13 protein-coding genes are annotated in these 12,612 nt (G+C 71.0%); 6 read left to right on the forward strand and 7 right to left on the reverse strand.

The genetic code is table 11. From position 1 onward, the window contains the following. Positions 1-26 precede the first annotated feature (26 nt). The 5 genes from ACFOJE_RS05355 to ACFOJE_RS05375 all read left to right on the forward strand — a co-directional run bounded on the left by ACFOJE_RS05355 (position 27) and on the right by ACFOJE_RS05375 (position 3,774). Positions 27-1,346: an ammonium transporter gene (locus ACFOJE_RS05355; protein ID WP_377813256.1), complete on the forward strand. Its 1,320-nt coding sequence runs from the start codon at positions 27-29 to the stop codon at positions 1,344-1,346. 305 nt (positions 1,347-1,651) lie between these two features. After that, the gene (locus ACFOJE_RS05360) at positions 1,652-2,239 is read left to right on the forward strand and encodes an NAD(P)H-dependent oxidoreductase (protein ID WP_377813257.1); all 588 of its coding nucleotides are present in this window, start codon (positions 1,652-1,654) and stop codon (positions 2,237-2,239) included. A gap of 116 nt (positions 2,240-2,355) precedes the next feature. Then, entirely contained in the window at positions 2,356-2,688 is a 333-nt protein-coding gene (locus ACFOJE_RS05365) for a hypothetical protein (RefSeq protein WP_377813258.1), read from the forward strand. A gap of 237 nt (positions 2,689-2,925) precedes the next feature. Further along, complete coding sequence (locus ACFOJE_RS05370) at positions 2,926-3,357, forward strand: GNAT family N-acetyltransferase (RefSeq protein ID WP_377813259.1); 432 nt, start codon at positions 2,926-2,928, stop codon at positions 3,355-3,357. A 90-nt stretch (positions 3,358-3,447) separates the two neighbouring features. After that, positions 3,448-3,774 (forward strand): hypothetical protein, encoded by a 327-nt coding sequence (locus ACFOJE_RS05375; RefSeq protein ID WP_377813260.1) that lies wholly within the window; start codon positions 3,448-3,450, stop codon positions 3,772-3,774. Here the strand turns inward: ACFOJE_RS05375 and ACFOJE_RS05380 are convergent. Continuing rightward, the gene (locus ACFOJE_RS05380; protein WP_377813261.1) at positions 3,764-5,194 is read right to left on the reverse strand and encodes an RtcB family protein; all 1,431 of its coding nucleotides are present in this window, start codon (positions 5,192-5,194) and stop codon (positions 3,764-3,766) included. The two genes, ACFOJE_RS05375 and ACFOJE_RS05380, sit on opposite strands and share 11 nt — an antisense overlap. Before the next feature lie 92 nt (positions 5,195-5,286). Then, positions 5,287-6,216 (reverse strand): ZIP family metal transporter, encoded by a 930-nt coding sequence (locus ACFOJE_RS05385; protein WP_377813262.1) that lies wholly within the window; start codon positions 6,214-6,216, stop codon positions 5,287-5,289. A 152-nt stretch (positions 6,217-6,368) separates the two neighbouring features. On the opposite strand from ACFOJE_RS05385, the gene ACFOJE_RS05390 reads away from it, so the two are divergent. Beyond that, on the forward strand, positions 6,369-7,358 hold the full coding sequence (locus tag ACFOJE_RS05390; RefSeq protein WP_377813263.1) for an aldo/keto reductase: 990 nt from the start codon (positions 6,369-6,371) through the stop codon (positions 7,356-7,358). On the opposite strand, the gene ACFOJE_RS05395 is transcribed toward ACFOJE_RS05390, so the two are convergent. The 5 genes from ACFOJE_RS05395 to acsA all read right to left on the reverse strand — a co-directional run bounded on the left by ACFOJE_RS05395 (position 7,355) and on the right by acsA (position 12,586). After that, entirely contained in the window at positions 7,355-7,603 is a 249-nt protein-coding gene (locus ACFOJE_RS05395) for an acyl carrier protein (RefSeq protein WP_377813264.1), read from the reverse strand. The two genes, ACFOJE_RS05390 and ACFOJE_RS05395, sit on opposite strands and share 4 nt — an antisense overlap. A gap of 10 nt (positions 7,604-7,613) precedes the next feature. Continuing rightward, positions 7,614-8,774: a dihydrolipoamide acetyltransferase family protein gene (locus tag ACFOJE_RS05400; RefSeq protein ID WP_377813265.1), complete on the reverse strand. Its 1,161-nt coding sequence runs from the start codon at positions 8,772-8,774 to the stop codon at positions 7,614-7,616. 103 nt (positions 8,775-8,877) lie between these two features. Then, on the reverse strand, positions 8,878-9,855 hold the full coding sequence (locus tag ACFOJE_RS05405) for an alpha-ketoacid dehydrogenase subunit beta (RefSeq protein ID WP_377813266.1): 978 nt from the start codon (positions 9,853-9,855) through the stop codon (positions 8,878-8,880). Continuing rightward, positions 9,852-10,829: a pyruvate dehydrogenase (acetyl-transferring) E1 component subunit alpha gene (pdhA, locus tag ACFOJE_RS05410; protein WP_377813267.1), complete on the reverse strand. Its 978-nt coding sequence runs from the start codon at positions 10,827-10,829 to the stop codon at positions 9,852-9,854. The genes ACFOJE_RS05405 and pdhA overlap by 4 nt, the downstream gene beginning before the upstream one ends. Further along, positions 10,829-12,586, reverse strand: coding sequence for an acetate--CoA ligase (gene acsA / locus ACFOJE_RS05415; RefSeq protein WP_377813268.1), 1,758 nt, complete (start codon positions 12,584-12,586; stop codon positions 10,829-10,831). Before acsA ends, pdhA begins: the two co-directional genes overlap by 1 nt. Positions 12,587-12,612: the final 26 nt, after the last annotated feature.

The raw sequence follows: 12,612 nt of genomic DNA on the forward strand, positions 1-12,612 counted from the left end.
CAATTCATATTAGAGAGGATCAGACAATGAAGCGGTTGGGACTCCTACGTCGCGGCTTCACCGGTACCCTTCTGCTCGCGGGCTCCCTGAGCGCCTGGGCGGACGACACGCAACCCGCCTTGAACAGCGGGGACACGGCCTTCGTGACGGTATGCGCGCTGGTCGTGCTGCTGATGACGATACCGGGTCTGGGACTCTTCTACGGCGGCATGGCGCGCAGCAAGAACGTGCTCTCGGTGCTGATGCAGGTGTTCGCCGGCGCGGCGCTGATGTCCCTGCTGTTCGCCATCTACGGCTACAGCCTGACCTTCACCGACGGCGGCAGCCTGCAATCCCTGATCGGCGGCACCGACAAGCTCTTCCTCAAGGGCGTGACCGCCGATTCCATGCAGGGCAGCATTCCCGAGCTGCTGTACTTCTTCTTCATGCTGTTGTTCGCCGCCATCACCCCGCCGATCATCGTCGGCGGCTTCGCCGAGCGAGTGAAATTCTCCGCGGTGATGGTGTTCCTGGCGATCTGGGTGACCATCAACTACGTACCCATGGCCCACATGGCCTGGGGCGGCGGCTGGGTGATGGGACTGGGCGTGCAGGACTTCGCCGGCGGCAACGTGGTGCACATCAACGTCGGCATCGCCGCCCTGGTCGGCGCCTACCTGATCGGCCGGCGCCGCGGCTTCGGTACCCCGAGCCTGGCGCCGCACAACATGACCATGACCGTCACCGGCGGCTGCCTGCTGTGGGTCGGCTGGCTGGGCTTCTGCGGCGGTTGCGCCCTGGCCGCCAGCGGCTTCGCCATGCTGATCATGGTCAACACCATGCTCGCCGGCTGCAGCGGCGCCATCGCCTGGATGCTGGTCGAGTGGAAGCATCGCGGCAAGGCCAGCATGTTCGGTGCCGTCTCCGGCGCCATCGCCGGCCTGGTCGCCGTGACCCCGGCCTGCGGCTTCATCGGCCCGATGGGGGCGATCCTCCTGGGCCTGATCGCCGCGCCGGTCTGCGTCTGGGCGGTGGACAAGCTCAAGCCGGCCATCGGCCTCGACGATGCCTTCGACGTGTTCGGCGTGCACGGCGTGGCCGGCATCCTCGGCGGCCTGCTGACCCCGGTGTTCGCCCAGACCTCCCTGGGCGGCTTGGGCTTCAGCGAAGGACGCACCCTGGTCGGGCAGCTGGCGGTCAACGGCGGCGCGATCCTGTTTAGCGTGATCTTCTCGGCCGTGACCAGCTGGGTGGCCTACAAGATCGCCGCCGCGCTCTGCGGTGGCCTGCGCGTGGACGAAGAGTCCGAGCTGACCGGTCTGGACCTCTCCTCCCACGGCGAGACCGGCTACAAGTACTCCAGCTGACACCCCTGCCCGCCGGCCTCGGCGGGCAACACCGTCTCCGGTCGCCTCCGCAGGCGACCTGCCCCGCCCCGCGAGGATCGCCCGGCGCCAGTCCGGGCAATTCTCCTCCGGCGCACCGCCCCCCGCGGAGCGGCTGACGCCTCATAGTCCGACCGGCCGATGGCCGTAGGCCTCGCATCCTTGACTGCAAGTCAAAAATTTTTTGTAACTTTTCGCCTTAACGCCGCCGTCGCTTTCCCCGATACTCGCCCGCGTTTCGGCGGCCCGCTTTTTCACGGCCAAACCGACCTTTATAGAGAATCAAGATGAAGATTTTGCTACTCAACGGCGGCAAGGCATTCGCCCATTCCGGCGGCCGTCTCAACGACACCCTGCACGAGGCGGCGCGCAGCCTGCTCAGCGAGCTGGGTCACGAGGTCAGGGAGACGCGCATCGAGTCCGGCTACAGCCCCGAGGAGGAAGTCAGCAAGATTCTCTGGGCCGATGCCATCATCTATCAGATGCCCGGCTGGTGGATGGGGGCGCCCTGGACCGTGAAGAAATACGTCGACGAGGTGTTCACCGCCGGTCACGGCGCGCTCTACGCCAGCGACGGCCGCAGCCGCCAGGACCCGAGCCGCAACTACGGCAGCGGCGGCCTGCTTCAAGGCCGCCACTACATGCTGTCGCTGACCTGGAACGCCCCGCGGGAGGCCTTCGACGAGCCGGACGAGTTCTTCGAGGGGCGCGGCGTCGACGGCGTCTACTTCCCCTTCCACAAGGCCCAGGAGTTCGTCGGCCTCAAGGCCCTGCCCACCTTCATCGCCTGCGACGTGATCAAGTCGCCGGACGTCGAGCGCGACATCTCCTTCTACCAGGCCCATCTGGCGGAGATCTTCGGCAGCGCCCGCTGAACGGCGCCGGCAGGCGGAAGACGCCTCAATTGTTAGGATTTGCGACAGTCTTCCACCGCTGGTACGAAGGTTCTGTATGATCCGGACCAGTTTCATCCACCCGAGAGAGACCACAGATGCGTCCATTCAAAACGCTGGCCGCCGCGGCCCTGATCCTCATGAGCACCGCCCCGGCCTTCGCCGAACCCCGCGATCACGACGGCCATCAGGGCGGGAAGCAGGCACACCAGCGCGACGTGCGTGACGACGACCGTCGCGACGAGCGCCGTGCCGAACGTGACGACCGCCGCGACTACCGCGATGAGCGCCGCGACGGCCACGACAACCAGCGCGAACGCCGCAACGAGCACGCGGACCAGCACAGCGATCAGCGCTGGCACTCCGACGACCGCAACGAGCACGCCCAGCAGCGCCGTCACGAAGGCATGGCCCGCGGCCACAACAACTGATCCCCGGTCATTCGTGACCGCGCCGCAAGGCGCCGGCCGGACGGGCAAGGCTTTGCCCGCCCGGCCTATGATTCGATCAGGCAGCCCTCGCGAAGCTTCTTCCTCGCCATTGCGCCGAGCACCGATTTCCCGCTCCTCCGCCTCCCGCCATCCTGCGCTAGCCTGAACACAGGCCGAGTCGTTCCCCCGTCAGTGCCACCCCTCGCCTCAAGCCCGGACGCCAGCAGGAGGTCCTCCATGCCCTTCACCTGGATTCGCTCGCACGCCGCCGTGGACTGGGACGAGCTGTCCGCCCTGTACCGGGTGGCGCCGCTGGGCGAGAAGGCGCCCGACGATCTGAGAGCCGCCTTCGCCAACAGCCGGTTTGCGTGCTTCGTCTACGACGGCGAGCGCCTGATCGGCGCGGGACGGGCCTTGGCGGACGGGGTCGACTGCTCGTACCTCTGCGACATCGCCGTGCATCCGGACTACCAGGGCCATGGCCTGGGGACGGCGCTGGTGAACGAACTGGTCGCCCTGTCGGCCGGGCACCGGAAGATCATCCTCTACACCTCGCCCGGCAAGGGGCCGCTGTACCGCAAGGCCGGCTTCCGGCGCATGACCACGGCCATGGCCATCTTCGCCGACGAGGCCCACGCCCTCGAACAGGGGCTGATCGAGAAGGACTGAGCCCCGGCATAGACCACACGACGATAAGGGTCTTATGCGCCAGCCCCACCTCTGGTAGTGTCCCGCCATCCCCCAGACGAGGTGCACGCCATGAAGCCAGTCAGTTGCAGGAGCGCCGGGCCGCGCCTGTCCGGAACCGAAATGCTCGATACCCGGTTCGCCGGCAAGGCCCTCAAGGTCACGGTATCGAAGAAACCGGAGGTGCTCGCCGACGGCAAGGCGATTCCGCAAGGCGACGAGGTGCTGGTGACCACCCTGGAGAATCCGTTCCAGGTGATCGGCCACCTGACCAATCTGCTCGGCCGGGCCGGGGACGGCGCCTCGCTGGTGGTGCTGTGCAGCAGCGAGAAGATCTACCAGGCGGCGCTGAGATTCCTCGGCCTGACCGCCGCCGCGGCCGGCTCGCTCAGCCCTTGATGCACACCAGCGGCCGCAGCCGCGCCACCCGCCGTGCCAGCCCGGCCTGCTCGGCCGCCTCGACCACCGCGCCGACGTCCTTGTAGGCCAGCGGCGCCTCCTCGGCCACGCCGCGCAGGCTCGGGCTGCGGATCAGGATGCCGCGGGCGGCCAGCTCGTCCACCACGCTGCGGCCCTGCCAGCGGCGCAGCGCCTCGTGGCGGCTCATGGCCCGGCCGGCACCGTGGCAGGCGGAGGCGAAGGCGCGCTCCTCGGCGCCGCCGGCGCCGGCCAGGACCCAGGACGAGGTGCCCATGCTGCCGCCGATCAGCACCGGCTGGCCGACCTCGCGATACTCCGCCGGCAGCTCCGCATGCCCCGCGCCGAAGGCCCGGGTCGCCCCCTTGCGGTGGACGAACAGCCGACGCTTCTGCCCGTCAAGGACGTGGCGCTCCTCCTTGCAGGTGTTGTGCGACACGTCGTAGAGCAGCGGCAGGCGGATGCCGGGAAAGACCTCGGCGAAGGCCTCGCGGGTCAGGAAAGTGAGGATCTGCCGGTTGGCCAAAGCGCAGTTGATGGCCGCGCGCATGGCGCCGAGATAGCGCTGGCCGAGCTCGGACTTGAGCGGCGCGCAGGCCAGCTCGCGGTCCGCCAGCTGGATGCCGGCCCGGGGCGCGGCGATGACCATGGCGCGCAGGTAGTCGGTGCCGATCTGATGGCCCATGCCCCGCGAGCCGCAATGGAGGGTGACCAGCACGTCGCCCTCGGCCAGGCCGTAGGCCTGCGCCGCTTTCCGGTCGAACAGTTCGTCCACCACCTGCACCTCCAGATAGTGGTTGCCCGAGCCGAGGGTGCCCATCTCGTCGCGCTGGCGGTGCCTGGCCTGCTCGGACACGGCGGAGGGATCGGCGCCGGCCACGCAGCCGCGCTCCTCGATGCGCGCCAGATCCTCCGGGTGGCCGAAGCCTTCCTCCACCGCCCAGCCGGCGCCGCCCTTGAGCATGGCGGTCATCTCCAGGGCCTTCAGACGCAGGGCGCCGGTGCTGCCGAGCCCGGCCGGGATGCGCCGGAACAGCACATCGGCCAGGCGCGGCTTCACCGGCTCCAGTTCGGCCAGCTTGAGCCCGGTGTGCAGGCTGCGCACGCCGCAGGAGATGTCGAAGCCGACGCCGCCGGCGGAGACCACCCCGCCCTCCTCGGCGTCGAAGGCCGCCACCCCGCCGATGGGGAAACCGTAGCCCCAGTGGGCGTCGGGCATGGCGTAGGAGGCCGCGACGATCCCCGGCAGGCTGGCGACGTTGGCCACCTGCTCGCCGACCTTGTCGTCCATCGCCTCGATCAACGCCCGGGAGGCGAAGATCACCCCCGGCACGCGCATCGAACCACGGGCCGGCAGCTCCCACTCGAAGGGGCCACGCTGGCGGAACTGCGAAAGGTTCATGGCACTCTCCTGCCGGCTCCCGGACGGAGCCTGCGCAAACTATTGTGAAGAGCCGGCGCCCGGAGCGCGGGCCTGACCTGCCGTCCGCGGCCTCAGCCGAAGGCGTTGTCGAGGAACATCATCACCGCGAAGCCGCCCATCAGGCCGAGGGTCGCCGGGGTCTGGTGGCCGTTGCGGTGGGTTTCCGGGATCACCTCGTGGGAGACCACGAAGACCATCGCCCCGGCGGCCAGGCCGAGGCCGACCGGGTAGGCCAGGGCGAAGCCGCTGGACAGGCCGACGCCGACCAGCGCGCCGAACGGCTCCATCAGCCCGGAAGCGGCGGCCGTCAGTACCGCCAGCGGCGCCGCCTGGCCGGTGCCGCGCAATGCCAGGGCCACAGCCAGGCCCTCGGGAATGTCCTGGATGACGATGGCGCTGGTCAGCGGCAGGGCGACCCCCAGGTCGCCGCCGGAGAAGCCGACGCCGATGGCCATGCCCTCCGGCAGGTTGTGCAGGGTGATCGCCAGGACGAACAGCCAGACCCGACTCAGCCGCTCCGCGCCCGGGCCGCAGGCGCCGCTGGTCTCGTGGGCGTGTGGGGTGAAGTAGTCCAGGCCGAGCATCAGGAGCACGCCCAGGCCCAGGCCGAAGGCCACCACCAGCGCCGCGCCCGGGCTGTTGCCGAGGATCTCCCGGCCGGCGGCCAGGCCGGGCAGGATCAGCGAGAAGGAGCTGGCCGCCAGCATCATCCCGGCGGTGAAGCCGAGCATGCAGTCGTGGCTGCGGATGGTCATCCGGCCGAGGGCGACGGCCAGCAGCGCGCCGCCGCCGGTGGCGACGAAGCCGGCCGTGCCGCCGAGCAGCGCCCGGGCGAGGTTGAGCGGCGCGGTGCCGCTGAAGGCGTTGACCACGCCGGTCAGCAGCAGGGCGGCCACCGCCAGGCCCGCAGCGAGCAGGCCGCCGGCGATCAGCGGATGGCTGCGCGCCTGGAGCAGCCAGGCGTTGCGCAGTTCGGCGGGAAGGACGCGGGTATCGCTCATGGCTCGGGCACCGGCAGCGGGGTTACTTTTAGAGTAGTTGGCCGGCTCCGGGTGCCACTATCCGTCACGGGCCGCGCAACGCTCCCCCTGCCTCCCCCGCGCCCCCGGCTGATCTAGAGTAAGCGGCTATCCCGAACAGAAGGAGCGATCCCATGAGCGTTGAAACCATCCGAATCCCGGGCATCGGCCAGCCGGTCTCGCGCATCGGCCTCGGCACCTGGGCCATCGGCGGCTGGATGTGGGGCGGTGCCCACGACGACGACGCGGTGGCAACCATCCGCAAGGCGGTGGAATCCGGCATCAACCTGATCGACACCGCCCCGGTGTACGGCTTCGGCCATTCCGAGGAGCTGGTGGGCAAGGCCCTGGCCGGCCTGCGCGACCGGGTGGTGCTGGCGACCAAGGTGGCGCTGGACTGGGACGACTCCGGGCCGTTCCGCAACGCCTCGGCGGCGCGCATCCGCCGGGAGATCGAAGACTCCCTGCGGCGCCTGCGAACCGACCGCATCGACCTCTACCAGGTCCACTGGCCCGACCCGCTGGTGCCCCAGGAGGAGACCGCCCGCGAGCTGGAGCGACTGCGCAGCGAGGGCAAGATCCTCGCCATCGGCGTGAGCAACTATTCCCCGGCGCAGATGGACGAGTTCCGCGCCTTCGCCCCGCTCGCCAGCGTGCAGCCGCCGTACAACCTGTTCGAACGCGCCATCGACGCCGACGTGCTGCCCTACGCCCGGCGCCACGGCCTGGTGCTGCTGGCCTACGGCGCGCTGTGCCGCGGCCTGCTCTCCGGGCGCATGACGGCCGAGCGGACCTTCGAGGGCGACGACCTGCGCAAGGCCGATCCCAAGTTCCAGCCGCCGCGCTTCGCCCAGTACCTGTCGGCGGCCGAGGCCCTGACGGAACTGGCCCGCGAGCGCTATGGCAAATCGCTGCTCGCCCTGGCGATCCGCTGGATCCTCGACCGCGGCCCGACCATCGCCCTGTGGGGCGCGCGCCGGCCGGAGCAGCTGCAGGGCATCGACGAAGCCTTCGGCTGGAGCCTGGACGCCGAGGCCATGCGGCGCATCGACGCCATCCTCGCCGAGCGGATCGAGGACCCAGTCGGCCCCGAGTTCATGGCGCCGCCGAGCCGCCGGGCCTAGGCCGGAATCCGCTGCCGCAGGTAGGCGATCAGCGCATCCAGGGTGGTCAGCTTCTGGTAGTCGGCCTCGGGGATGTCCACCCCGAGGCGCTGGTGCAAGGCGCCGAGGAAGCGCAGCCAGTCCATGGAGTCCAAGTCCACCTCGTCGCGCAGCGGGCGGTCGCCGCGCAGGGTGGCGGGCTCGACTTCCGGGGCGATGCCCTGCAGGGCTTCGAGCACCTGCCGGCGGAGCGTGGATTCGTCCATCGTCGTTTCCTCAGAGGTCGTCCGGGGTCTGCAGGCGGCGGCGCACCTCGGCGAGGAAGCGCGCCCCGTAGTGGCCGTCGCTGACCCGGTGATCGGCGGCCAGACTGAATACCGCGCAGGGCACGGCGCAGAGCCTGCCCTCTTCCACCCAGGGCCGCTCGGCGATGCGCCCGACGCCGACCAGCGCCACCTGCGGCGGGTAGATCACGCCGAACACGCTGTCCACGCCCTGGTCGCCGAGCTGGGTCACGGTGAGGGTGGCGTCCGCCAGCTCGGAGCTGCGCAGCGAGCCGCTGCGGGCGCGCTGCACCAGATCGCCCATCTCGCCCATCAGCTGCTCCAGCGGCTTGTCCGCCACGTCGTGCAGGGCCGGGGCGATCAGCCCGCCCCGGCGCAGGGCGACGGCCACGCCGAGGTGGATGCCGGGACCGGGCCGGAAGGCGCCGTCGACCCAGTAGCCGTTGAGCTGCGGATACTCGCGCAGGGCCAGGGCAATGGCCTTGAGCACCAGCACGCCGGGCAGCAGCCGCGCCTCCGGCGGCCGCCCGGCGTTGCGCGCCACCAGCCAGGCCATGGCCGCGGCCAGCGGCACCGTCTCGCCCAGGTAATAGTGCGGAATCTCGCGCTTGGAGCGGCTCATGGCGGCGGCGATGGCCTGGCGCATGGCGGCCTGACGGTCGATTGGCGCGGCCCGCTTCGCTGCGGCCTCGACGTCCTCCAGGCCCACCGCGCCCTGGGGGCCGGTGCCGGTCAGGGCGGCGGGGTCGATGCCCAGCTCGGCGGCGCGCTTGCGCGCGGCGGGGGAGATGCGCGGGCGACCGTGCGGGCCTGCCGTTGCCGGAGCGGCGGCGGGTGCGAGCATCGGCGTCGGTGGCGTGGCCGCTCGTTGCGCGATGATCGCGAGCGGGTGGCGCGGCGCCGTTTCCGGGCTTTCCCCGGCCTCCAGCAGGGTGGCGATGGGCGTGCCCACCGGCACCTTGTCGCCGGGCCGGATCAGCAGCTCGAACACCCGGCCCGCCTGCCAGCACTCGATCTCCACCGCCGCCTTGGCGGTGTCGACCAGGGCGACCACCTGGCCGCGACGCACCGCATCGCCCGGCGCCACCTGCCATTCGAGCAGCGTGCCCTCGTCCATGTCGGCGCCGAGGGAGGGCATGCGGAATTCGATCATCGCTCCTCCGTGGGTGGTGGTGCGTACCGCGCAGCGTTACCCACCATCGCCGGGGGATGGCCACCCCGTGGAAAATCGCTGCGCGCGTATTCCTCCCTACGCTTCAGATCCGGCCGAGCAGGCCCTTCGCCGCCGCGACGATGCCCGGCACCTGCGGCAGGGTCGCCTCCTCCAGGTGGCGGGCGTAGGGGATCGGCACTTCCGCGCTGCACACCCGCGCCGGCGGCGCATCCAGCTCGTAGAAACCCTGCTCGACGATGCGCGCCATGACCTCGGCGGCCAGGCTGCCGCTGCGCCAGCCCTCGTCCACCACCAAGGCGCGGCGGGTCTTGCGCACCGAGGCGAGGACGGTGGCGTCGTCCAGCGGACGCAGCACGCGCAGGTCGACGACCTCGGCGGAGATCCCCTCCCCGGCCAATTGCTCGGACGCCGCCAGCGCCTTGCCGAGGGTGCCGCCGTAGGCGATCAGGCTGAGGTCCGAGCCCTCGCGGCGCACCCGCGCCGAGCGGATGTCCACCGCCTCGCCCTCGTCCAGCTCGCCTTCGACGTTGTACAGCGCGCCCTGCTCGAACAGCAGCACCGGGTCGGGGTCCTGCAGCGCCGGCCAGAGCATGCCGCGGGCGTCCTCCAGGGTGGCCGGGGCGAGGATCTTCAGCCCCGGAATGTGCGCCAGCCAGCCCTCCAGGCTATGCGAGTGCTGCGCCGCCAACTGGCGCCCGGCACCGGTGGTCATGCGCACCACCAGCGGCACCGAGAACTGCCCGCCGGACATGTGGCGCAGGGCCGCGGCGGTGTTCATCAGCGGGTCCAGGGCCAGCAGGCAGAAGTTCACCGTCATCACCTCGACGATCGGCCGCATGCCGCCCAGCGCCGCGCCGATGCCGGCGGCGACGAAGGCCAGTTCGGACAGCGGCGTGTCGCGGATGCGCGCCTCGCCGAACTCGTCGAGCAGGCCCTTGCTCACGGCGAAGGTGCCGCCGTAGCGGCCGACGTCCTCGCCCATCAGGAACACCCGCGGATCGCGCGCCAGCGCCTCGCGCAGCCCCTGGCGCAGCGCCTCGCGGTAGGTGGTGCGGCTCACCGCGCCTCCGGGGTGTAGACGTCGCGCTCGAGCGCCGCCACCGCCTCGGGCGTCCCGGCCTCGGCGAAGGCCACGGCGGCTTCCACCTCGTCCGCCGCCTCGGCCTCGAGGGCGGCCAGGCCCGGCGGGTCGAGCCGCCCCTCGGCCAGCAGCCGCGCGCTGTAGGTGCGGATCGGGTCGCGCTGCTTCCAGCGCTCCACCTCGGCCTTGTCGCGGTACAGCTCGGGATCGAACATCGAGTGGGCGCGGAAGCGGTAGGTCTGGTATTCGACGAACTGCGGCCCGCCGCTTGCGCGCACCGCCTCGACCGCCGCGCGGGTCGCCTCGTGCACGGCGCTCACGTCCATGCCGTCGGCCATCCGCGCCGGGACCTTGAAGGCCTCGGCCTTGGCGCACAGGTCGGTCTGCGCCTGGGAGCGCGCCAGGGCGGTGCCCATGGCGTAGAAGTTGTTCTCGCAGCAGAACAGCACCGGCAGGTTCCACAGCGCCGCCAGGTTCAGCGACTCGGCGGCGGCGCCCTCGGCCAGCGCGCCCTCGCCGAAGAAGCAGGCGATCACCCGCGAGCCGCCCTGCATGCGCTCGGCCAGGGCCAGCCCCGTCGCCAGCGGGATGCCGCCGCCGACGATGGCGTTGCCGCCGTAGAAGCGCGTGGCGGCGTCGAACAGGTGCATGGAGCCGCCGCGCCCGCGGCAGCAGCCCTCCTGCCGGCCGAACATCTCGGCCATGATCGCGCCCATCGGCATGCCGCGGACCAGCGCGTGGCCGTGCTCGCGGTAGGTGGCGACCACCGCATCGCCCGGCGCCAGCGCGTGCAGCGCGCCGACCGCCACCGCCTCCTCGCCGATGTAGAGATGCAGGAAACCGCGAATCTTCCCCTCGCCGTACAGCTCGGCAGCGCGCTCCTCCAGGCGGCGGATGCGCAGCATGTCGCGCAGCAGGGTCAGGGCGAAGGCCGGCGGCTCGGGCGCGGCCATCAGGGGTTCTCCAGGGTCGACAGATCGCCCTCCGGCAGGCCCAGTTCGCGGGCCTTGAGCAGACGGCGCATCAGCTTGCCGCTGCGGGTGCGCGGCAGGCTCGGCAGGAAGTCCAGCTCCTTGGGCGCCACCACCGCGCCGAGGTGCTTGCGCGCGTGGCCGAGCAGCTGGTCGCGCAGTTCCGTGTTGGGCTCGAAGCCGCCCTTGAGGGAGACGAAGGCCTTCACCGTCTCGCCGAGGATCGGGTCGGGCTTGCCGATCACCGCCGCTTCGGCCACCGCCGGGTGCTCCAGCAGCGAGCTCTCCACCTCGAAGGGGCCTATCAAATGGCCGGCGGACTTGATCACGTCGTCGCTGCGGCCGACGAACCAGTAGTAGCCGTCGGCGTCGCGCCGGGCCAGGTCGCCGCTCAGGTACCAGTCGCCGACGAAGCAGTCGCGGTAGCGCTCCTCCTGGCCGATGTAGGCGCGGAACATGCCCGGCCACGGCTGTTTCAGCGCCAGCTCGCCGACGTCCTCCGTGCCCAGCACGTCCAGCCCGCCCTCCTCGCGCCGGTGGACGATGGCCGCCTCGATCCCCGGCAGCGGCTTGCCCATCGAGCCCGGCTTGATCGGCATGGCCGGGGTGTTGGCCAGCATGATTCCGCCGGTCTCGGTCTGCCACCAGTTGTCGTGGATCGGCAGGCCGAGCACCTCCTTGCCCCACCAGACCGCTTCCGGATTGAGCGGCTCGCCGACGCTGGCGACGAAGCGCAGCGCCGGGAAGGAATGCCCGCGCGCCAGCTCGACGCCGGCCCTCATCAGCAGGCGGATGGCGGTGGGCGCGGTGTACCAGACGCTGATCCGCTCGCGCTCGAGGATGGAGTACCAGCGCTCGGCGTCGAAGTCGGCGCAGTCCACCACCGAGGTGACGCCGAGCAGCAGCGGAGTGAGCACGCCGTAGGAGATCCCGGTGACCCAGCCGGGGTCGGCGGTGCACCAGAAGATGTCCTCCGCGTGCAGATCGAGGGCGTACTTGCCGGTGACGTAGTGGGTCAGCGCCGCACCGTGCACGTGCAGCGCGCCCTTCGGGGTGCCGGTGGTACCGCTGGTGAAGTGCAGCAGCGAGGGACTGTCCGCCGTGGTCGGCGCGATCTCGAAGCTGTCCGCCGACTCGCCGAGCAGGCAGTGCAGGTCCTCGGTGCCCTTCAGCTCGACCGGCCCGCCCTCCTCCCGATAGACCAGAACGTGCCTGAGCCGCGGCAGCCGGTCTCGGATCGGCGCCACCTTGCGCAGATAGAGCGACTCGCTGGTCAGCAGCACCTCGCCTTCGCCCAGGCGCAGGCGGGTCTCCAACGGCTCCGGGCCGAAGGCCGGAAACAGCGGCGACACCACGCAGCCGCACTTGAGCCCGCCGAGCACGCCCAGGTACAGCTCGATGCCGCGGTTGCACAGCACGAACAGTCGCGTGCCGGCCCGGACGCCGAGCCCGGCCAGCAGGTTGGCGAAGCGGTTGGTCAGCCGGCTGAGTTCGGAGAAGCTCACCTCGCGGCGGCGCCCCTCCCGCCCCAGCAGGCGCAGGGCCACGCGCCCGCGCCGTGGCCCTTCGGCATGGCGGTCCACCGCTTCGTAGGCCAGGTTCAGCCCACCGCCGGGCAGGCCGCTGAGTCCGTCCATCGCCGCCGCCCAGGAAAAGGCGACGCGGGCCTCGGCGGTGTCCGGCCAGTTCGGCGTCAGGTGCAGGTCGGCGGGGGATTTCTCGATGATGGACGGGCGCATGGAACATCTCCCGGCGCAACGACTGG

It is taken from the genome of Azotobacter bryophylli, from assembly GCF_042643485.1.
In the GTDB taxonomy this organism is placed as follows: domain Bacteria; phylum Pseudomonadota; class Gammaproteobacteria; order Pseudomonadales; family Pseudomonadaceae; genus Azotobacter; species Azotobacter bryophylli.